Genomic DNA, 20,136 nt, shown 5'->3' with positions numbered 1-20,136 from the left:
GACGGGGTCAGCCTCTTTCCTATTTATATTCATCCGCTTCTTTGTAATGCTCCTTGCAGAAAGCAAGCAGCTCCTGCTCTTCGTCTTCTTCAAGCCCGAATTCGAGCAGCTTGTCCGTTACCCGTTCAATCAGCTCATGTTTGATGAGACGGCCGCCGCCTTCCTCTTCGCTAAATACGGCACGAATATAAACGCCGTTGCTTGAATAAAGCTCGTCTTCTTCGTCCAGATCGATATCAATCAGGAATTCGTAACGGCGTCCGGTCAAGATGCCAAACGGGTCTTTAATAAATTCTACGCTATAGCCTGTAATCTCAAGCAACATCATAATCATCCTTTGCTTCTTCGATCTGGGGTTGTTGATTCATTCTTGAGCGGATTGTAGAACAGCTTCGGAATGCCGGTATCGAACTTTAGCAGCTCTCCCGTAACGGGATGCTCGAAGCTAAGAATACGGGCGTGCAGGCCGAGACGGCCAATTGGCTTCGTGCTCGAGCCGTATTTCTTATCTCCTGCGATAGGGTGCCCGATATCCTGCATATGAACGCGGATCTGGTTTTTGCGGCCGGTTTCCAAATGAACCTCGACAAGCGAAAAAGCTTTGCCCGCTTGCAGCAGCTTATAGTGGGTAACGGCGTGTTGGCCGTCGTTCGGATAAGAGCTCGAATACATCTTGAGCGTCTTAGTTTCTTTCAGCCAGGAGGTTATGGTGCCTTCTGTCCGTTTAACCGTGCCTTCGACAAGCGCCACGTACGAACGTTCCTTGACGATGGTTTGCCATTGCTCCTGCAGCTTCTGCTGCACGGCTTCGCTCTTTGCGAACATAAGCACGCCGGATGTATCCCGGTCGAGGCGGTGTACGATAAATATCCGGTTCTTCGGGTCGGCCTCGCGAACATGCGCCATTAGTTGGCGGTAGGCGGTCAAATCGGTTTCCTTGTCCGAAGCGATGGTAAGGAGTCCTGCCTCTTTGCTCGCCACGATCACATCATCGTCTTCATGCAGAATCTTAAGTCCGACGAGAGGGAGCTGTTCTTTCTCGCGTTCTTTGCGAATCGCAACCGTTTGTCCCGGCTGAAGCGGGTAATTATATTTCGTCTCCACTTTGTCGTTGACATATACTTGTCCATGCGCCAGCAGCGATTTGACCGAATTGCGCCCTTGGTTCAAATGCGCGAGCAAAAAGGCGAGCAGCTCGGACGCTTCCGTCACGGCAAAAGACTTGTTAGGCGTAGCCGGAGTGCTTTTTGCCGGGCTTGCGCTTTTTTTCGCCGGGTTATGGGATTGTTGTTTTTTTGACTTCACTTCAGTTCCTCCAAGTTCAAGCTTGACTGCAATCACTATACCATGACCGGCTTTGCAAATTCTACACAGAAGACTTCATATTCCGTTCATGTTGGGCCGATATAATCAACATTAGCAGTATATCCCTATGAAACCATTTTCATAGACAAACGCAGGCAGATAGTGGTACGATAATTAGATCTATCTTTATTACTGGTAGTACAGTAAGAATTTGGGGGAAATAGCAATCGTGAAAAGAAAATTAGCCTTTACTCTACTAAGTCCGCTGCTTGCAGCAAGCCTGTTGCTGTCGCCGCTGGCTACGCCTCAGCACGCCGCAGCCGCAGCTGTTCCGGCCAAATTGGCTGCCGTAGCAAAAACTTCAACGATCAGCGTATACGTCGATGATCAGAAGCTTTCGCTCTCGAAAGCCCCTTATACGAAAAACGGCGTAACTTACGTGCCGATGCGCGAGTTGTTCAAAGCGTTAGATGCTTCGGTAACTTGGGAAGCGAAAGCGCAGACGATTATTGTGCGGAAGGACAGCACCTCCATTACGCTGACGATCGGCAACAAGGTTGCGCTTATTAACGGCAAGTCCGTGAAGCTGGATGCGGCGCCGGAGATTAAGAGCAATACAACGTTTGTGCCTGCCCGTTTTGTAGCGGAATCGCTTGGCGGAACGGTGAAATGGGATAACGCAAAGCAAGCCGTACGGATTACGACAGAAGAATATGAATACGAGAAAGAATATGAGCAGCTCCAGGAGGAACTGAAAAACCGTCCGAAATATACGCCGCAGCAAATCGTTGAGAAGTATGACGACAGCGTCGTAACGATTACGACGAATCTTGGCCTGGGCAGCGGTGTGGTCATCGGGGACCGTTATATCCTGACGAATTACCACGTCATGCAGGATGCTTCCTCGGCTACAGTCGTTACCGTCGACAACAAAGAGATCAAGGTATCCGGCGTAGCCGCTTATAGTGAAGACAATGATCTGGCCATTATCCAGACAGACCGTTCGATTGGCGCAACGCCGGTTGAGCTTGGCTACGGCAGTCTGAGCGTAAGCAAAGGCGATAAGGTGGTAGCGATCGGCAGTCCGCTTGGTCTTCAGAATACGGTGTCTGACGGATTAGTCAGCGGCGTCGTATACATAGGCAATACCCGTTATATCCAGACCAGTGCTCCTATCGACCATGGCAGTTCCGGCGGGGCGCTGTTCGATGAGTACGGGGAACTAATCGGCATTACGTCGAGGGGCTTGACTTCGCAAGCGGACCTGAACTTTGCCGTCTCGTCGCTGTATGGCGCGATTCTGATGGACGATCTTCCCGAGAAACCTGCAGCTAACGTGAAATTCCTTGATCCTACTCTTCCGGCAACGCTTGTAGGCAAGTCTAATGACGACATTGCGGCTTTGCTGAAAAAGCAATTTGGCGAATTCTCCACGGAAGAAGGTATCGCGGAGATGAGCAACTGGAAGGTTGCGCGCGATTCCCAAGGTTGGCTCGTTATCACGACGGATATGGATCCCGTATTCTACACGTATTACGGCGGACAGGAAAAAGAGGAGCTTCGCACCTGGTCCATTAATTTGGCCAATGAGCTTCACCGCATGCTGCCTGACGAGAAGATCCAATTCCAAATCTATTACGACCGTGTATTCGGTTTTGAGCCGCGCGGCTTCGATTCCAGCGAAGTGAAGGCGCTTGGCGACGGGAAATGGGAAGTTCGTTTCCCGATTTTGGATGCTCAATTCAAAGATCAGCTTTTTATTAACATGAGGGCCTAATTCCATATCTTTTATATCGTTCATGATGAGGCTTGCCGACTTGGGGAATATCCCCTTGCGGCGAGCCTCTTCTTTTTTACTTATGTTTTCGGTACAATAGTAGTCAGCTTGCATAAGAGCAGAAAGAGGTACCGTGATGAAAGTTGTGTTATCAACGCTTAATGCCAAATTTATTCATACTTCGCTTGCCCTGCGCTGTCTGAAGGCGTATAGCGGCGAGCAATTTGATATGGAAATTGCCGAATATACCATTAAAGATCCGGCGATGAACATCGTATCGGATATTTTTTCGCGTAAGCCGGATGTCGTGGGCTTCTCCTGCTACATTTGGAATATCAATGAGACCATTACCGTCATTAATATGCTTCGCAAAATTATGCCGGAGATCAAAATCGTTCTAGGCGGACCGGAAGTCAGCTATGATACGGAATATTGGATGGAGCGGATTCCGGAGGTCGATTTTATCGTGGTGGGAGAAGGGGAAGAGACTTTCCACCATTTGCTGACGGAAATCGAAGGCGCGGGCAAATACCATATGGTATTTGGGGTAGCTTACCGCAAGCAGCGGGAGGACCATGCGGAAATTCTTCTTAATCCGGGCCGACCGAAGCTGGACCTCGCTACGTTGCCTTCGCCGCACCGGTTCCAGGAAGATCTTCCGCATCTGGGCAGCCGGGTTGTCTATTTCGAGACAAGCCGCGGCTGTCCGTTCAGCTGTCAGTTCTGTCTGTCGAGTATCGAGGTTGGTGTCCGTTACTTCGACATGGAGCGGACGAAAGCGGATATTACGTATTTGATCGATTCCGGCGCGAAGCTGATCAAGTTTGTGGACCGGACGTTTAATATTAAGCGGGATTATGCGCTTGAGATGTTTAAATTTCTGATCGAGAATCATCGTGGCTGCGTGTTCCAGTTCGAGATTACGGCGGACATTATGCGTCCGGAAGTGCTGGATTATTTGGCTGAGCATGCGCCGCCGGGCGTTTTCCGCTTCGAGATTGGCGTCCAGTCGACGAATGATCCAACCAATGAAGCGGTGCAGCGCCGTCAGAACTGGAAGAAGCTTGTCCGGACCGTTACGAAGGTGAAGGAGTCGGGCAAGATCGACCAGCATCTGGATTTGATCGCCGGCCTGCCGCTTGAGAATTACGATACGTTCCGCGGCACGTTTAACGATGTGTTCGAGCTTGGACCGGAGGAGCTGCAGTTAGGTTTCTTGAAAATGCTTCGCGGAACGGGATTGCGGCGGGATGCCGACAAGTGGGGCTACCTCTATATGGACCATGCTCCTTACGAAATGCTCGGCAACGATTTGATGCCGTTTGGCGATATCGTGCGCATCAAACGGGTGGAGGACGTGCTGGAGAAATATTGGAACGCGCACCGGATGGACCGCACGTTGGGTTATCTGGTGAAAGAGGTGTTCCCTTCTCCATTTGATTTCTTTCAATTGTTCGGCGATTTCTGGGAAGAGAGAGGTTGGCAGAAGATCGGCCATCAGCTCGAGGATTTGTTCTCCCGGTTATGGGCGTTCCTGTCGGATTACAAAGCCGGGGCAGCTTCCGAAGAAGCGGATAAGCTGGATCTTGAGATTGTTCTTGGTCTCATGAAGTACGATTACTTCCTGAACCATAACTATAAGCCGCGCAAAACCTGGTGGGAGTTCACGATGGACAAAGCGGTATGGGGAGGCTGGATGCGGCATCTGGTCGAGCATCCGGAGGAAGTCTCGGAAGGGTTTGCCGCTCTTCGCCTGAACGAGAAGGAGCTCCACAAGCATACCGTGATCGAGATGCTTCCGTTTGACCTGGAGCATTATCTGGCTACGGGAGAGATCGATAAACATTCGCATACGCTGCTTGCCGTGTTGTATGCGCTTGGCGGCGGCGAACGCCAGGCGAAACCAACGCCTAAACCGTATATGTTGAAGATCAGCGAAGCAGCTTTACCTGCTTCAGGTTTGTAATAGATCCAATGTTGGGGCCGCCTATTGAGGCGGTCCTTTATTTACAAATAAATCCGTTGCTCTAAAGTTTTCATATGGTACAATAGGAAGCTATGTGGAATGTTTTTATTGAGTAAAGGAGCTATCGTACATGGAACATTGTATTCCTTCCGACGCGCTGATTACGATCGCAGGGACGGTTGGCGTCGGCAAATCGACATTAACCTCCGCTTTGGCCCGGCGTCTTGGCTTTCGGACTTCGCTCGAGCAGGTTGAGCAAAATCCGTATTTGGAGAAGTTTTACCACGATTTCGAGCGGTGGAGCTTTCATCTGCAAATTTATTTTTTGGCCGAGCGCTTTAAGGAGCAGAAGGCGATTCATGAAGCGGGCGGAGGTTTTGTACAGGACCGCTCCATCTACGAAGATACGGGCATCTTTGCGAGAATGCATGCGGATCAAGGCACGATGACCGCAACCGATTACGAGACGTATACCAGCTTGTTCGAAGCGATGGTGATGACGCCGTATTTTCCGCATCCGGATGTGCTCATTTATTTGGAGGGCAGCTTGCCGTCCATCCTGAGCCGGATTGAAGCGCGCGGACGCGAAATGGAAATTCAGACGGACCGTGCTTATTGGGAACGGATGCACGAACGTTATGCGGCCTGGATCAGCGGGTTTAACGCTTGTCCGGTGCTGAGACTCAACATCGACGAATATGATGCCAATGACCCGTCCTCCTTGGACGGCATTATTGCGCAAATCGGCCATGCGATTTCGGCATCGCGCCTCGCGAGAGAGGAAGCGGCCGCGGCAGCCGGACGAATATAAATAGATAATCAAAACACCTCCAAAGTTATTGCCCGTTTCAGGGACGGCTTTGGAGGTGTTTTTGTTAGCTGTTTGAGCTGATCTTAGCTTGAGACGCGTGCAGCTTTGGCTGTTTCAGTGTCAGGAACCTGTTCAAGCGCTCGGAGAACAGGAACATGGCAGCTGCGCACAATACGATATAGACCGGGAAAATACCGATGGAAATCGTTGAAGCCAGCAGCCCGAGAAGCGGAGGCATAAGCGTGCTGCCCGTATAAGCGACGGCCATTTGATAACCCATAATGGACTGGGAATGCTTTTTCCCGAATCGCACCGGCGTTTCGTGAAGCATGCAGGGATAGATAGGCGCAAGGCCTAGTCCGATAATAATTAACCCGGCGAGAGAATAGCCGTCCGGGAGCGGAAGGATGAGCAGCAAAGCGCCGGCAAGGGCAACCAGCTGACCGCCGCGAATCAGGTTGCGGTTGCTTACTTTAAACGTGATAAAGCCCGTAATAAACCGTCCCGCCGTGATGCCGGCGTAATAAAGGGACACCCATGCGGCTGCCGTTCCCGCGGATATATGTTTGCTGTCCACGAGGAAGCTGCTCCCCCATAAGCCTACCGCTGCTTCGATGCCGCAGTACAGAAGGAAGGAGACCAAGGCGAGCTTGATGCCTCTGATTTTGAGAGGATGCCCCGTCGTCTCTTCTTCTTCCGGTTCTTGAACGGCAAGCTCCTCTTCGGATGGGGAGGAAGACTTATGGACTTTGGCCACGCGATCCCATAACGGGAGGGTAAAGAATAAGATTACGACAAGCAGGCACTGAATCGCAGCAACGGTCATATAGCCGTATCTCCAGGCGTTGTTCGTAATGAACTGGGCCATAATGATAGGACCTAACGTTGCGCCTACGCCCCAGAAGCAGTGCAGCCAGCTCATATGATGCGCTTTATAATGCGCGGCAACATAGTTGTTGAGTCCGGCATCAACCGCGCCGGCGCCAAGACCTAGCGGGATGGCGCAGAAGAGCAGCCAGATCAAGGACGGGGAAGTCGAATAGCCAAGCAATGCCGCTGCCGTCATGATACAGCTGAACAGCGTAACTCTGCCCGTGCCAAAGCGGCTTAGAATTTTTCCGCTAGCAAGGCTGGATACGATCGTACCCGCCGCTATCGTCATATAGAGCACGCCTGCTGTACCTAGAGGGGCATGAAATTCCGGCCCCATAACCGGCCACGCGGTTCCAAGCAAGGAATCGGGCAGGCCAAGGCTGATAAAGGCTAGATAAATAATGATCAAAAAGAAAGTCGCCATGAGATTTCACCTTTTCTTATATTTATGAGGAAGCGGATATCATCAGATCAAGCCCCAGGCTTTGCAGGCCGTTCAGATAGTCCGCCTTCAGGTCGCTTGCGGTTAGCTGCGGGAGATGCTGCTTCGGAATATAAGCTGCGCTATGCTCCGCAACCCGTTCCAGAATAGATGCCGTAACTTCTGCTTCGTTAAAAATAATCGTCCGCGGGTTAATTATCGCCGCAAATGTTGCAACAAGCCGGCTGATGGCATCCAGTTTGCTGTTATCGTTCTTCAGCGCCTGATGGAAATTAGCATGATCGTATTGCGGGACAAAGGAAACCTCGCCCGAGAAGAAGGTGTTTCCCCGTACGACATCCCCGTTGATCATAATGCCGGAACCGGGACCGTTTTGCCCGAAGTATAAGTAAACAAGCGACGGATTGTCTTGATTTCCGCCGTTTTTGTAATAGCCCAGCACAGCTGCGTTCATGTCGTTCTCGACGACGACAGGAAGGGAAAATTGCTCTTCCAGAAGCTGCTTCAGATTGATATGTTCGAAGCTCGGATAATCCGGGATATGAATCAGCACTCCGTTATTGTTAACGGCACCCGGCACGCCAATTGCGATGGAGCTAATCTTGGGATGAATCTCGATCAGTTGGCTGATCTGCCGTGTAAGGCTGGGAACGTCGTTAATTAATGAAGTGGTGCCTTGCTCCTTGATTTCCCCTATGCAATTAAAGATCGTGTAACTCAGATCCGTTGTCTCGAAAAAGATCGCAAGCCCCAGCATAAACTCCGGGTTGTACGCGTATCGCTGCGCTCTTCTGCCGCCGCTCGAATCATCAAGCCCTACGGTGAGCAACTCTCCCGCCGCTTCCATCTGCGCCAGAAACTTGCTAATGGTCGGAAAGCTGATGCCAAGCTTCTGGCTAAGTTCCGCTTTCGTAGCGCTTCCTAGCGTAAGCAGGGCGGAGCGCAAGCCATGCAGGATGACATTCTTCATCTCTTTGGGTGTGGCGAGCAAATCACTCACGGTTATGTTCAACTCCTCTACTGAGACTTATTAAACATCTTTAATAAGTTGGTATGATCGTATCAAAAAAGATTGTTCGCGGCAATAGGTTTGGCGCAAGAAAATGATTTACGTTGGTTGCAGGTCTAAGAAAGTGTAGAAATGAGTGAAAAGAAAAAGAGGCGAAGCTGCGGCAGCTTCACCTCTTCTCCACCGCCACCAAATACGGTGCGGTGTCTCTCTGCGGCTGGCGGTATAGCACCGCCGCATACAAAGCCCCGGGCAGCTTCGCTGCCCAGTCCGCGACAATCGCCGCTTCTTCCGCGCCGCCCGGGTGCCCCGGGTACAGCGCGACAGTCACAATACCGCCGCGGCGCAGCAGCGCCAGCGCCGCGTCCAGGGCGGCGACCGTCGTTGTCGGCACGGTGATGACCGACTCGTCGCCGCCCGGCAAATAGCCGAGATTGAACATCACGGCTGCAACATGGCCTACCGCGGAGGAACCAACGGCCTCCGCCATTAACGCATGGCTGACCAGATGCAGCTTCACTTCCGGAAGCTTGTCCTGCCGCTCATAAGAGCGGAGGCGCTCCGCGGTACGGTCCAGCGCATCCTGCTGAATGTCAAAGGCATGCACGATGCCGCGCGGCCCAACAAGCTCGGCAAGCTTCAGCGTGTCCACGCCGCCGCCGGCGGTTGCGTCGATAACCGCATCGCCTGGCTGTACACGTTCGGCGATCCATTGATGCGCCATGCTAAGAATCGATAAAAAGCCCATTTTACACCGCCCCCCAGAGTTTGCCCTGCCATGTATTGCGTCGTTTCAGCTCGGCATCGATGGCGTTCAGGACAACCCATTTCTGCATGCTCCACATCGGACCGATGAGCAGATCCTTGGGGGCATCGCCGGTAAGCCTATGAATGATCATCTCCGGCGGGAGAAATTCCAGCGTGTCGACGATCAGCTTCACATATTCGTCCAGTTCGAGGAAGCGGAGCAGTCCGGCTTCGTACTGCTTCACCATCGGCGTCTTGCGCATGAGATGAAGCAGGTGGATTTTGATGCCTTGCACGTCCATGGCGGCCACCGCGCGGCCCGTCTCGAGCATCATTTCATGCGACTCCTGCGGCAGGCCGTAAATAATATGCGCGCAGACACGGATGCCCCGCTCGCGGAGGCGGCGCACGGCATCCAGATAACAAGCCGTATCGTGAGCCCGGTTGATGAGCTCCGAGGTGGATTCGTGGATCGTCTGCAAGCCCATCTCCACCCACAGGTAAGTCCTCTCGTTCAGCTCGGCCAAATAATCGACGACATCGTCAGGCAAGCAATCCGGCCGGGTAGCGATCGAGAGCCCCACAACCCCCGGTTGCTGCAAAATAACCTCATAATATTCCCGAAGCTCCTCTACCGGGGCATACGTATTCGTGTAAGCCTGGAAGTAGCCGATATAATTCGCTTCCGGCCATTTCTGATGCTGGCGGTCGCGGATTTTGTTAAATTGCGTGACCAGGTCATCCCGCCGGCTGCCGGCAAAATCGCCGGATCCCCTAGCGCTGCAGAAGGTGCAGCCGCCTTTGGCGAGGGAGCCGTCCCGGTTCGGGCAGGTAAAGCCCGCATCCAGCGTCACCTTGAACACTTTTCCTCCAAGCTGCTCCCGCATCTCGTAGTTCCATGTATGAAATCTCTTGTCGCCCCATAGCTTTGGCTCTTCGGGCGTTAGTGGCAAACCGTTACTGTTCATGCCGTTCTCCTTATTAAGCGGATAAGAATTGCATGTTTCATTTTATCGGAAACAGGGGGGAAATGCTATTCGGGATTTGCAAATGAGACGATTGACCATCCGCTTGCAGCCGTAAAAATCAACTGGAAATAATTTTGCGATACGAGGGAATTGGGCTTGCAATACCTAACATCATCTGTTATATTAAAAGTGCGACAAATCAATGAAATAACCTTACATGCTTAATTCGTAATGATCGTCATAAAACGTCGATAAACTGGAAATGCTGTAATAAAAAAATCGATGAGGTGATCTTAATGACAGTGCAAGCGAGAATTCCGCATGGTGATGAGAAAGTAACGATTGAATTAACGGTGAAAGAATTGATGGCGCTTTCAGGAATTCGGTTCCACAACAACCATCATATTGAAATATCCGCTCGCAAGAAACTTAATCAAGTGATTGAGAGTACTTGCCGCGATATTCAAGCTGAAGGCCCAATTGATTATCAACTGCTTGTATAATCGTTTTGCAACGAACATACGCATACAAACCTGAAGCCTTGGCGATTCTCAACAATCGTTCAGGGCTTTTTCTTTTTGAATAGCATCTTTACAAGGCGCTTCAACTTGGGCACAATAAGGACTAGCTTAATTTGTAGGAGGACCAGTACAAGATGCGTTTAAGAGGAAGAAAAGGAATCCGCGAGTCGATTGAGGCTCAACCGGATTTAGTCGTATTGGATGCCAAGCCGCTTAAGGGCAAATGGCGCGAGTTTTTTGGCAACGATAAGCCGATTCACGTGGAGCTTGGCATGGGAAAAGGCCGTTTTATTAGCAATCAAAGCTTCCGTAATCCGGATAACAACTACATTGGCGTAGACATGTACGATGAGTTGATCCGCCGCGCGAGCGATAAAGCGCGCACGATCTGGGAGGAAAACGGCGTGGAATCGCCCCCGAACCTGGCTTTGCTTCGCGCCAATATCGAGCACATCGAAGACATGTTTGAGCCGGGAGAGATCGAGCGGATTTATTTGAACTTCAGCGATCCTTGGCCAAAAAGCAAACATGCCCGCCGCCGCCTGACGCATCCGCGCTTCTTGCGGAAATATGCGCAGCTGCTGAGCGACCGCGGAGAAATTCATTTCAAGACCGATTCGGAATCTTTGTTCGAATTCTCGCTTAACAGCTTCGCGGAAGTGGAGCTGCAGCTGCGCAATATTTCGCTTAATCTTCACAAAAACGGTCCTCGCGAGGATCTTGTGTTTACCGAATACGAGATGAAATTCATGGAAAAAGGCCAACCGATCTTCCGCCTTGAAGCGGTTATCGGGGAAGCGGCGCTGCGCGAATACCGCGAAAGCAAGCTGGAGAACTCCCGCCGCGAAGAAGCGGAAGCGGAAGCATCCAATCAGGACGATGAGTCCGACGAATAAGCCATGCAGGCCTTAACATAAAAAGGGCCGTTCCCGTGTAGCCGATTGGAGGCTAAGGGAACGGCCCTTTTTCAATGAGAACTAAAACAAGGTAAGAGTCCAGCTGTATTCTACCGTTAACGCCGTTAGCGTCCCGACAAGCGCGCCCGCGGCAACATCGGATGGATAATGGAGTCCCAGGTACATGCGGGACCATGCAACCGAAAGCGCGAGCAATGCCGCAATGGGCATAACGACCGGGAACCAAATTCCGCTGGCCCCGATAATGGGAACCACATATGCAAAAATGGCTGTTGTATGCCCGGAAGGGAAGGAAGAGTCAACGAGCGGTTTTTTTCCCGTGTTCACCCCGTTTAATGCCTGGTATGGGCGCAGCCTCTTTAATTTTCGTTTTACCACGTACACGGGCAGATGACTTATAAATACGGCAGTAAAACATTGCCAGCCCACGGTATTCCAAGGATTTTGTGCAAACATCGCAACAAGGAAAGAGCTGATGAGTGTAAAGGATGCTCCACCAACATGAGTCACCGTGCTGAGCCATACCCCAAGCCAGCGGTGAAGCCTGCTCTGCGATCGGCGCTGATTCGCCCATAGAATCATTTGCAATTCCCTGGTTCGTAACCAACCTATCATTCTTCTCATCTATTTCCTCCTAAAAGATTTGTTTCACACTTCTGCTTCGAAAGCATTGCTCACGGTGGAACAAATCTACTTCGAAAGCATACGCTTGAGATTTGCAGAGCAAATCTACCTCGAAGTTTCCACACACATTATAATCGATATTTAACTATTATGGTTAAATTAATGAGCTTGTACAAGTTTTAAGTTTATACGAAGAGGACGGGGAATCCGCCCCAAACATTAACGAAGTATTAAAATGATGTTGATTATCCCCTAACAGACCTCCTGTAGAATGGAGCCGATCAAGGTTTCATATAAAGCCTGTGCTTTCGAAGTATGAATTACCGCAATGGTTAATGTTTTACCTTTGGTATGGCAATTCATTAAGTTAATGCTTACGAAGTATGAATTACCGCAATGGTTAATGTTTTACCTTTGGTATGGCAATTCATTTTAGGAGGCGTTCTTCATGAGAGTTGCGCTATTTACCGACACGTTTGAACCCGATGTGAATGGTGTGGCACGCACGCTTGGCCGCTGGACCAACTATTTGAAGCGGCAGGGCGCGGAAGTGCTCGTATTGGCTCCAGATCCGGCATCCGGCAAGCAAAACGGCAAAACTTCCAGCGTAGAGCGCTTCGCAAGCCTGCCTTTCTTCTTATATCCCGAGTGCCGTCTGGCGCTGCCTAACCCGATTCATATCCGCAAGGCATTAAAAGATTTTAATCCAACGATCATCCACGTGGCGACTCCATTTAACCTCGGGCTATGCGGCATTCATTATGCCCGCAAGCTAAAAATCCCGCTTGTTGCTTCTTATCATACCCATTTTGATCAATATTTGCCGTTTTACAATTTGCAATGGATGGCAAAGCTGTTATGGAGATATATGGAATGGTTTCACCATGATTGCCGCTCCATTTACGTACCTTCCCGTTCCACATATCAGGATCTGCTCGATAAAGGCTGGGATGACAGCCGGCTTGAAGTATGGAGCCGCGGTATTGATACCGAATCTTTTCATCCGAATGTTAATCGGGAGGAATGGCTCCGCCAGCATGGAATCGACGGCAACCGCTTTGTCGTGTTGTATGTTGGAAGGCTCGCTCCCGAGAAAAATGTCGATACCGCTCTAGATGCTTTCTCTAAATTTCGGCAAAATATAGGCGAGGATGCGATATTTGTCATTGCCGGCGACGGACCTTCTTCGGAAGCGCTGAAGGAACGGTGCCGCCGCGAGGAGATCGATGCCCGGTTTCTCGGCTTTACGGCTATGCCGGATTTGCAGCAATGGTACGCTTCCGCCGACCTGTTCCTGTTCCCGTCGGCGACCGAAACGTTTGGCAATGTCGTGCTGGAGGCGATGTCCTGCGGCGCGCCGGTTGTATGCGCGGACAAAGGCGGCGTTACGGATTCCGTTCAGCACGGTGTAACGGGTTTATTGTGCAATCCGGAAGATCCGGGGTCGTTTGCTAACGCGATGGGACTCTTGTACAGCAATCCGGACCTGCGCGGGGCGATTGCCGAGCAAGGACGGGTATATGCGCAGAAACAATCGTGGAATGCGATTTTCGACAAACTGGCTGCCAGCTTTGAACGGTTCTCGATTCCGGTTCAGCCACACATTCGTCACAAAGCAGAGTGAGGTACCGGGAACAATGGATCAACTATTTGCGTCTATATTGGACGTAAGGGCTAAAAATTCAGGAAATGGATGAAAATAAGGGCGACAGGACGCAAAAGGAGGTAATACAACCATATGCTTGCCATGCAAGCGTTTTAATGGCCTGATAACGGATAATGGGCGGAAATAGCGGTTTTGACAAAGATAAATAATCCGTGGAAAATCAAAAAGGTCTCGCGAATCGCCGGCACACAAAAAAAGAAGAGCTTGCGTTAGCACAAGAGAGAAGATAGTAAAGAGCCTGTCGGCGCCTGTAAGAGGCGATTAGAACAGGCAATTAAAAAGGGGTCTCAAGGGGGCAGTACCGAAAAATGTTCAACACGATTATGCTTGTGTTCCAGATCATTTTTGCATTGCTGGGTTTGTATCAACTGTTTTTGACATGTTTTGGCTGGCACCGCAAGAAAGAAGACGTATCTCATCCGCCGCAAAAGACGTTTGCGCTTTTGGTTGCGGCACATAACGAGGAGCAAGTGGTAGGAGCTCTAATCGAAAACCTGCTCAAGCTGAAGTATCCTCGCGAGCTGTTTGATATTTTTGTCATTTGCGACAACTGCACGGACGGCACCGTCGATATTGTGAACAGCTACGATGGCGTTTATGCCTGCGTTCGCAATAACAAGAGCCAACGCGGCAAAGGCTTCGCCGTGGAATGGATGCTGAAAGAACTGTGGAAGATGCCCAAGAGCTACGACGGCGTTGCGATTTTTGATGCCGACAACCTTGTGGCAACGGACTTCCTGCAGTACATGAACAATGATTTGATTAATGGCCACCGCGTTATCCAAGGTTACCTGGATACTAAAAACCCGAACGATTCGTGGATCAGCTCGGCGAACGCAATCAACTACTGGTTCTGTAACCGCCTGTGGCAGCTGCCGCGCACAAATCTTCGTCTGGCTAACTTCCTCGGAGGCACGGGCATGTGTTTTGACGCCGCGCTACTGAAGGAAATGGGCTGGGGCGCTACAAGCCTCGTAGAAGACCTTGAATTTACGGTCCGCTGTATTCAGCGGGGCATTTATCCAAAGTTTAATTTCGAAGCGAAGGTGTTTGACGAGAAGCCGATTACGTTCCAGGCTTCGGCACGTCAACGTCTGCGCTGGATGCAAGGACATTTCGACGTTACGCGCAAGTACATGCTGCCGCTTTTGTGGCAGGGCATTAAAGATCGGAGCTGGACAAAGATCGATGCAGCGCTGTACGTATTTAACGCATATAACTATTTGGCCGGGTTCTTCATCGCTGCGATCATCTGGGGCGACGTGCTTCTGTTTGGCGGCAACAACGTGGAATCGGTATACAACCTGCTGCCGATATGGCTAAGCGTTCCGTACATGGCTTATATCATTATCCAAATTCCTTTGTCGATGTATATGGCGAAGGTGCCTTGGAAGCTTTATTTGCGGATCCCGACTTTCCTTCTGTTCACTTTGTCTTGGTGGCCGATTACGGTTCATGCGTTTTTCACGCAAAACAACAAGACATGGAGCCATACGCAGCATACGCGCGTGATCCGGCTCGAGGACGTACAAAGCAAACAGCTGTAACGCTCGCGTGATATAATGGGTTGACACATAGAAATCCGTTATGTTATAGTATCTCGGTAACGTTGTTACACAACATATTTGCACAAGCAGAAGCACCCGCTTCTCACCTTTCGGTTTTGCCGACTGGTTCGCGATAACTGACTAGCTTAACGAATTGCTTCTTTGCAAGCGATGAGGAAAGCCCAATGAACGGTTATAACAATGCGGGTTCGTGCGAACCCGCATTTTTTATTTTGTCTCAAACACATAAACATCCTATCCTGGAGGTGGCACGTTATTAGCAGAGAACATCAAATCAACGATGAGATCCGGGCCAGAGAAGTACGACTTGTTGGCGCGGAAGGCGAGCAAATCGGTATCAAATCGATCCGTGAAGCTATGCAAATGGCAATTGACCTGAGCTTGGACCTGGTGAATGTCGCACCAACGGCTAAACCGCCGGTTTGCCGGATTATGGACTACGGTAAATTCCGTTACGAGCAACAGAAGAAAGAAAAAGAAGCACGCAAAAACCAGAAGATCGTCGACCTTAAGGAAGTTTGGTTCCGTGCCAACATCGACGAGCATGACTACCAAACGAAATACCGTAATGTCGTGAAATTCTTGGGCGAGGGCGACAAAGTTAAAGCTTCCGTACGCTTCCGCGGACGGGAAATTGCCCATGCTGCCATCGGCCAGAAAATTCTGGACCGTCTGGCGCAAGAGGTTGCCGAAATATGCAGCGTAGAACGTGCACCGAAGCTGGAAGGCCGGAGCATGATTATGATTTTGGCACCAAAAAGCAATAGTTAAATAAAGGGAGGATAATCGACATGCCTAAAATGAAAACACACAGCAGTCTGAAAGACCGCTTCAAAATTACTGGTACTGGTAAAGTAAAACGCTATAAAGCGTACAGAAATCACTTGCTTTCCCACAAATCCGGTCGTCAAAAACGTGTTCTTGCTGGCCAACCACTGATGGCAGCTGGCGACGTTCGTCGTATTCAACAAGGTCTCGCTAACCTGAAATAGTAGCAATCGTTCAAATAGCTTTATCAAAATTCAACCTACGGGAGGTTTCCACTCATGGCAAGAGTCAAAGGCGGTTTTGTCCGCGCTCGTCGTCGTAAAAGAATTCTTAAACTAGCAAAAGGTTATTTCGGTTCGAAACACCGTCTGTTTAAAACAGCAAAGGAGCAAGTTGGTAAATCGCTTCTTTACGCATACCGTGACCGTCGTCAAAACAAACGTCAATTCCGCAGACTGTGGATCGTTCGTATTAACGCGGCTGCTCGCTTGAACGGTCTTTCCTACAACAAACTGATGCACGGCCTGAAATTGGCTGGTATCGAAGTAAACCGCAAAATGCTTGCTGATCTGGCTGTTAACGACATCAACTCGTTCAACTCCCTTGCTGGCGTTGCAAAATCGAAAATCAACGCTTAGTAATAAGCGTGATATAGAGAAGAGGTTGTCCCTTTTGAGGACAACCTCTTTTTTTATGCAGAATGGGGTATCCTAACGAACAAGCAGACAAGCCTGCGCTTAAGTGCGGGCCGACAAGGGATGAAGCCGGTATGCGCGAGGGCTGGTTCCATGGAAAGCCGTAAAATGGCGGGTGAACGGATGAATGGACGTATACCCAAGTCGTTCGGCAATAGCGGTAACGGAATAATCCGTTTCGACAAGCAGCTGGGCAGCTTGTTTCATCAGCAGTCTATGCCGGTATAACTGCGGGGTGAACCCGGTCTCGCGCTGGAATAGGGAGTGGAAATAGGAACGTTTGAGGCCGCACATTTCCGCCCATTCCTCCACTTGGGACCGTGTTTCGGGATGCTCGTTCAAGTGCGCGAGCAGCTTCAGGATCCGGAAGTCGCTTGGCTGGCGAGTGTGAACGACGTTGTACCAGCTGAGCATCCAGGCATATAGCAGGCTATTTACCAGCTCGGTACGGTAGTGTCCGGCATTGTCATATTGCTTGGCAAGCGTAACGAAGGCATCGAATAACCACGGATGGGGCTGCAAAGAGAAATAGCTGGGCAGCGATTCGAGCTCCGGGCATGGTTCTTCCAGCGAGCGCGACTCCAGCTCGAAAGAATCCGGTGCATGGATAAACACCCGATTCAGGGAGGCCGGCGGGCCTTCCCACATGTCGCAATACAGGTTGTAAGAGGATAGCGGTCGGTCTTCGGTAATGTGGAAGGCATGCGGTTCGCCCGGACGTAGGAATATTAAGGTTCCGCGCTCGATCGGGTACCGTCTGCCGCTCACTTCCATTTCTCCCGGACCGTCAACAAACAGATGGAATGCATATACGCTGCAGACGCGCAGCTTTTCATTCCAACCCCCTACGTACAAATATCGCATGGAATCCCCGACATATGGTTTCATTTCGCTTATGCTTCTCATCATTTCTCTCTCCCCTCTATAATAGCGGACAAATCGTCAACTAATTGGACTTGAGGACAAATACGTTTGTTAGGATCAATGTTACAATAATGGCGAAATTCGTGAAAGGGTTATCCATGCTTTAGCGGATAATTTGTTAACAAGGGAGAGGATGATTGTGATGAAAATGACTTATACGCAGCCGGCATCGGGTTGGAAGCAAGGACTTCCGCTTGGTAACGGGCAGCTTGGGGCTGTCCTTCATGGCGGCATCTCATATGAAACTTGGAATATGACGGAGGTAACGTTCTGGTCAGGCAAGCCGGAGCGGTTTGGGGGATCAATCGATGCCAAGGATAAGCTGAAGGCGATGCGGGAAGCCTTTTTCGGCGGTGATTATGTAACGGGAGATAAGCTGGCGGCCGAGCAATTGGAGCCGGTTAAAGGCAATTTCGGAACAAACCTGTCCTTATGCGATGTTCATATCCGTTATGAGGATGAAGGCAGCGAACTGTTCCGGGAATTGGATTTGAATCGCGCGGTAGCGACTGTGAAATACCGTAGTGCCACGGGGGCTGTTATTCGAAGAGAGACTTTCGCGACTCATGCGGATGGGCTGCTTGTTTCCCGGATTAAAGGGGACCGGGCGGGAAGCATATCGCTAACTTTGCACATAGAGGGTAGAACGAATACGTTTGATGCCTGGGCGGACGCACCGGGTCAACTCCAGTTCCGTACGCAAGCGACAGAAACGATCCATAGCGACGGCACTTGCGGCGTGTGGTGCGAAGGCGGAATGAAGGCGGCGGTTACAGGCGGGCAGGTAGTTGGCGATGCAGGCAAAATCGTCATTCGGCAGGCGGATGAGGTTGTTCTTTATTTTGCGGCGGCGACGGATTACGGGCACGGGCATGATGATTGGAAGGCCGAAAGCAGCGAGAGGCTGAAGGCGGCGGAAGCAAAAGGTTTTGATCGGCTGCTCGAGGATCATATTGAGGATTACCGGCAACTGTTTGGCCGCGTGGATATTGACCTTGGCGGAACGGAGAACTACGGCTCGCTTCCCGTAGACGAGCGCATCCGCAGGTTGCGGGCAGGAGAATCCGCGGATAACGGGCTTATCGCGCTATTTTATCAGTACGGCCGTTATTTGACGATTGCCGGTACGCGCGAAGATTCCCGTCTGCCGCTTCATCTGCAAGGCATCTGGAATGACGGCGAAGCAAACGCCATGGCTTGGAGTTGCGATTATCATCTGGACGTCAACACGGAGATGAATTATTATCCGACCGAGATTAGCAATCTGGCGGAATGCCATATTCCGCTTATGAATTATATCGAGAAGCTTTCCCATGCTGGCCGCGCGGCGGCGGAAGACTTCTATGGATGCGAGGGCTGGGTGGCGCATGTCTTCTCCAATGCTTGGGGATTCGCCTCTCCGGGCTGGGGAAGATCATGGGGCCTGAACGTAACGGGCGGCTTATGGATTGCGACGCATTTGAAGGAGCATTACGAATATAGCAAGGATCGGGAGTTTTTAACTCGTCAAGCTTATCCGGTCATGAAGGAAGCCGCACTCTTCTTCCTGGACTATATGACGGTTCATCCGAAGTATGGCTGGTTGGTGACTGGGCCGTCGACCTCGCCGGAGAACAGCTTCTATCCGGGGCAAGCGGAGCAAGGAGAGCAGCAGCTGTCCATGGGATCAACGATGGACCAAATGCTGGTCCGCGATTTATTTGGCTTTGTACTGGAATCGGCGGAGCTGCAGGACGTGGATCAAGATCTGCAACTGAGGCTGAAGGGAGCGATTGACCTGCTGCCTCCGCTGCAGATCGGTAAACGCGGGCAACTGCAGGAATGGCTGGAGGACTACGAAGAAGCGCAACCGCAGCACCGGCATTTCTCCCATATGTACGGGATCTATCCGGGGAATCAGATCACGCCGGAGGAGACTCCGGAACTTAGCGCGGCGATGAGGCAAACGCTGCTCGGACGGATGCTCGTGGATGAGCTGGAGGATATCGAATTTACGGCAGCTTTGTTTGCTCTTGGTTTCTCGAGGCTTCATGACGGCAATCAAGCGGTGAAGCATGTCCGGCATTTGATTGGCGAGCTATGCTTCGATAATCTATTGTCTTACTCCAAACCCGGTGTCGCCGGCGCGGAGACGAATATTTTTGTCATTGACGGCAATTTCGGCGGTACGGCGGCAATCGCGGACATGCTGCTCCAAAGCCATGCGGGTTCCATTCATCTGTTGCCGGCGTTGCCGGCAGATTGGTCTACCGGTTCTTATCGCGGGCTGCGCGCAAAGGGCAATGCGGAGGTCGCGGCAACATGGGAAGAAGGCCGCTTGACGGAAGCGGCGATAACGGCTTATTCGGATTTGGAGACTGTCGTCAAATACGGAGGCGAGCAAATTCGTCTGCAGATGGAATCGGGCAAACGATACCTGCTTAATCGCCAGTTGATATTGCTTCAGGTTGAAACAATAGCATAAGATTTAAGATTTATCTTGAGCCGCCAAAGGGAAGGAGCCTAGAAATAGGTTTTCCTTCAAACTTTGGCGGTTTGTCGTATAGTTCGTTAAA

The 20,136-nt window shown here is 50.9% G+C and carries 19 protein-coding genes and 1 other annotated feature; of the genes, 11 read left to right on the top strand and 8 right to left on the bottom strand.

Annotated features, from left to right (window positions below):
• Positions 1 to 19 precede the first annotated feature (19 nt).
• The gene (locus QQK89_RS10000) at positions 20 to 334 is read right to left on the bottom strand and encodes a DUF6509 family protein (protein WP_434481645.1); all 315 of its coding nucleotides are present in this window, start codon (positions 332 to 334) and stop codon (positions 20 to 22) included.
• Positions 331 to 1,305, bottom strand: a complete 975-nt coding sequence (locus tag QQK89_RS09995; protein ID WP_434481644.1) for an RluA family pseudouridine synthase — start codon at positions 1,303 to 1,305, stop codon at positions 331 to 333. The genes QQK89_RS10000 and QQK89_RS09995 overlap by 4 nt, the downstream gene beginning before the upstream one ends.
• 229 nt (positions 1,306 to 1,534) lie before the next feature.
• Here QQK89_RS09995 and QQK89_RS09990 point away from each other — a divergent pair, with 229 nt between their 5' ends.
• The 3 genes from QQK89_RS09990 (at position 1,535) to QQK89_RS09980 (ending at position 5,859) form a co-directional block, all read left to right on the top strand.
• On the top strand, positions 1,535 to 3,082 hold the full coding sequence (locus tag QQK89_RS09990; protein ID WP_284238402.1) for a stalk domain-containing protein: 1,548 nt from the start codon (positions 1,535 to 1,537) through the stop codon (positions 3,080 to 3,082).
• A 136-nt stretch (positions 3,083 to 3,218) separates the two neighbouring features.
• Positions 3,219 to 5,048: a B12-binding domain-containing radical SAM protein gene (locus QQK89_RS09985; RefSeq protein ID WP_284238401.1), complete on the top strand. Its 1,830-nt coding sequence runs from the start codon at positions 3,219 to 3,221 to the stop codon at positions 5,046 to 5,048.
• Between the two features lie 130 nt (positions 5,049 to 5,178).
• Positions 5,179 to 5,859, top strand: coding sequence for a deoxynucleoside kinase (locus tag QQK89_RS09980; protein ID WP_284238400.1), 681 nt, complete (start codon positions 5,179 to 5,181; stop codon positions 5,857 to 5,859).
• A gap of 64 nt (positions 5,860 to 5,923) precedes the next feature.
• Here the strand turns inward: QQK89_RS09980 and QQK89_RS09975 are convergent, their stop codons facing one another.
• The 4 genes from QQK89_RS09975 to QQK89_RS09960 all read right to left on the bottom strand — a co-directional run bounded on the left by QQK89_RS09975 (position 5,924) and on the right by QQK89_RS09960 (position 9,898).
• Positions 5,924 to 7,156, bottom strand: coding sequence for an MFS transporter (locus QQK89_RS09975; protein WP_284238399.1), 1,233 nt, complete (start codon positions 7,154 to 7,156; stop codon positions 5,924 to 5,926).
• 22 nt (positions 7,157 to 7,178) lie between these two features.
• Positions 7,179 to 8,174 carry an ROK family transcriptional regulator gene (locus tag QQK89_RS09970; protein ID WP_284238398.1) on the bottom strand — a complete coding sequence of 332 codons (996 nt, stop codon included), beginning with the start codon at positions 8,172 to 8,174 and terminating at the stop codon, positions 7,179 to 7,181.
• Between the two features lie 178 nt (positions 8,175 to 8,352).
• On the bottom strand, positions 8,353 to 8,931 hold the full coding sequence (locus QQK89_RS09965) for a tRNA (mnm(5)s(2)U34)-methyltransferase (RefSeq protein WP_284238396.1): 579 nt from the start codon (positions 8,929 to 8,931) through the stop codon (positions 8,353 to 8,355).
• A 1-nt stretch (position 8,932) separates the two neighbouring features.
• On the bottom strand, positions 8,933 to 9,898 hold the full coding sequence (locus tag QQK89_RS09960) for a TIGR01212 family radical SAM protein (protein WP_284238395.1): 966 nt from the start codon (positions 9,896 to 9,898) through the stop codon (positions 8,933 to 8,935).
• A gap of 296 nt (positions 9,899 to 10,194) precedes the next feature.
• On the opposite strand from QQK89_RS09960, the gene QQK89_RS09955 reads away from it, so the two are divergent.
• On the top strand, positions 10,195 to 10,401 hold the full coding sequence (locus QQK89_RS09955; RefSeq protein WP_284238394.1) for a hypothetical protein: 207 nt from the start codon (positions 10,195 to 10,197) through the stop codon (positions 10,399 to 10,401).
• Positions 10,402 to 10,553: 152 nt separating this feature from the next.
• Complete coding sequence (trmB, locus tag QQK89_RS09950; protein WP_284238393.1) at positions 10,554 to 11,315, top strand: tRNA (guanosine(46)-N7)-methyltransferase TrmB; 762 nt, start codon at positions 10,554 to 10,556, stop codon at positions 11,313 to 11,315.
• A gap of 81 nt (positions 11,316 to 11,396) precedes the next feature.
• On the opposite strand, the gene QQK89_RS09945 is transcribed toward trmB, so the two are convergent.
• Positions 11,397 to 11,960 (bottom strand): phosphatase PAP2 family protein, encoded by a 564-nt coding sequence (locus QQK89_RS09945; protein WP_284238392.1) that lies wholly within the window; start codon positions 11,958 to 11,960, stop codon positions 11,397 to 11,399.
• Between the two features lie 448 nt (positions 11,961 to 12,408).
• Here QQK89_RS09945 and QQK89_RS09940 point away from each other — a divergent pair, with 448 nt between their 5' ends.
• From QQK89_RS09940 to rplT, 5 genes are all read left to right on the top strand, one after another.
• Positions 12,409 to 13,584: a glycosyltransferase family 4 protein gene (locus QQK89_RS09940; RefSeq protein ID WP_284238391.1), complete on the top strand. Its 1,176-nt coding sequence runs from the start codon at positions 12,409 to 12,411 to the stop codon at positions 13,582 to 13,584.
• Between the two features lie 350 nt (positions 13,585 to 13,934).
• Positions 13,935 to 15,173, top strand: a complete 1,239-nt coding sequence (locus tag QQK89_RS09935) for a glycosyltransferase family 2 protein (protein WP_284238390.1) — start codon at positions 13,935 to 13,937, stop codon at positions 15,171 to 15,173.
• Between the two features lie 78 nt (positions 15,174 to 15,251).
• Positions 15,252 to 15,410: a sequence feature (ribosomal protein L20 leader region), on the top strand.
• Positions 15,375 to 15,965: a translation initiation factor IF-3 gene (infC, locus tag QQK89_RS09930; protein WP_284238389.1), complete on the top strand. Its 591-nt coding sequence runs from the start codon at positions 15,375 to 15,377 to the stop codon at positions 15,963 to 15,965. It overlaps the preceding feature by 36 nt.
• A gap of 20 nt (positions 15,966 to 15,985) precedes the next feature.
• Complete coding sequence (gene rpmI / locus QQK89_RS09925) at positions 15,986 to 16,186, top strand: 50S ribosomal protein L35 (protein WP_015842912.1); 201 nt, start codon at positions 15,986 to 15,988, stop codon at positions 16,184 to 16,186.
• A 54-nt stretch (positions 16,187 to 16,240) separates the two neighbouring features.
• Positions 16,241 to 16,600 (top strand): 50S ribosomal protein L20, encoded by a 360-nt coding sequence (gene rplT / locus QQK89_RS09920; protein WP_284238388.1) that lies wholly within the window; start codon positions 16,241 to 16,243, stop codon positions 16,598 to 16,600.
• Positions 16,601 to 16,699: 99 nt separating this feature from the next.
• Here the strand turns inward: rplT and QQK89_RS09915 are convergent, their stop codons facing one another.
• Complete coding sequence (locus tag QQK89_RS09915) at positions 16,700 to 17,566, bottom strand: AraC family transcriptional regulator (protein WP_284238387.1); 867 nt, start codon at positions 17,564 to 17,566, stop codon at positions 16,700 to 16,702.
• Between the two features lie 157 nt (positions 17,567 to 17,723).
• Between QQK89_RS09915 and QQK89_RS09910 the strand changes: the two genes are divergently transcribed.
• Positions 17,724 to 20,045 carry a glycoside hydrolase family 95 protein gene (locus QQK89_RS09910; protein WP_349816724.1) on the top strand — a complete coding sequence of 774 codons (2,322 nt, stop codon included), beginning with the start codon at positions 17,724 to 17,726 and terminating at the stop codon, positions 20,043 to 20,045.
• Positions 20,046 to 20,136 lie beyond the last annotated feature (91 nt).

It is taken from the genome of Paenibacillus glycanilyticus, assembly GCF_030161375.1.
In the GTDB taxonomy this organism is placed as follows: Bacteria; Bacillota; Bacilli; order Paenibacillales; family Paenibacillaceae; genus Pristimantibacillus; species Pristimantibacillus glycanilyticus_B.
Note: the sequence above shows the minus strand (reverse complement) of the source record. Positions and strands in the feature narration are given on the sequence as shown.

What these genes read in the sequence shown, in the direction of transcription:
- QQK89_RS09935 (WP_284238390.1), top strand. Translation starts at nt 13,935, where the DNA reads ATGTTCAACACGATTATGCTTGTGTTCCAGATCATTTTTGCATTGCTG.
- QQK89_RS09955 (WP_284238394.1), top strand. Translation starts at nt 10,195, where the DNA reads ATGACAGTGCAAGCGAGAATTCCGCATGGTGATGAGAAAGTAACGATT.
- QQK89_RS09910 (WP_349816724.1), top strand. Translation starts at nt 17,724, where the DNA reads ATGAAAATGACTTATACGCAGCCGGCATCGGGTTGGAAGCAAGGACTT.
- QQK89_RS09985 (WP_284238401.1), top strand. Translation starts at nt 3,219, where the DNA reads ATGAAAGTTGTGTTATCAACGCTTAATGCCAAATTTATTCATACTTCG.
- QQK89_RS09960 (WP_284238395.1), bottom strand. Translation starts at nt 9,898, where the DNA reads ATGAACAGTAACGGTTTGCCACTAACGCCCGAAGAGCCAAAGCTATGG.
- trmB (WP_284238393.1), top strand. Translation starts at nt 10,554, where the DNA reads ATGCGTTTAAGAGGAAGAAAAGGAATCCGCGAGTCGATTGAGGCTCAA.
- QQK89_RS09915 (WP_284238387.1), bottom strand. Translation starts at nt 17,566, where the DNA reads ATGATGAGAAGCATAAGCGAAATGAAACCATATGTCGGGGATTCCATG.
- QQK89_RS09975 (WP_284238399.1), bottom strand. Translation starts at nt 7,156, where the DNA reads ATGGCGACTTTCTTTTTGATCATTATTTATCTAGCCTTTATCAGCCTT.
- rpmI (WP_015842912.1), top strand. Translation starts at nt 15,986, where the DNA reads ATGCCTAAAATGAAAACACACAGCAGTCTGAAAGACCGCTTCAAAATT.
- QQK89_RS09965 (WP_284238396.1), bottom strand. Translation starts at nt 8,931, where the DNA reads ATGGGCTTTTTATCGATTCTTAGCATGGCGCATCAATGGATCGCCGAA.
- QQK89_RS09945 (WP_284238392.1), bottom strand. Translation starts at nt 11,960, where the DNA reads ATGAGAAGAATGATAGGTTGGTTACGAACCAGGGAATTGCAAATGATT.
- infC (WP_284238389.1), top strand. Translation starts at nt 15,375, where the DNA reads ATGCGGGTTCGTGCGAACCCGCATTTTTTATTTTGTCTCAAACACATA.
- QQK89_RS09940 (WP_284238391.1), top strand. Translation starts at nt 12,409, where the DNA reads ATGAGAGTTGCGCTATTTACCGACACGTTTGAACCCGATGTGAATGGT.
- QQK89_RS10000 (WP_434481645.1), bottom strand. Translation starts at nt 334, where the DNA reads ATGATTATGATGTTGCTTGAGATTACAGGCTATAGCGTAGAATTTATT.
- rplT (WP_284238388.1), top strand. Translation starts at nt 16,241, where the DNA reads ATGGCAAGAGTCAAAGGCGGTTTTGTCCGCGCTCGTCGTCGTAAAAGA.
- QQK89_RS09980 (WP_284238400.1), top strand. Translation starts at nt 5,179, where the DNA reads ATGGAACATTGTATTCCTTCCGACGCGCTGATTACGATCGCAGGGACG.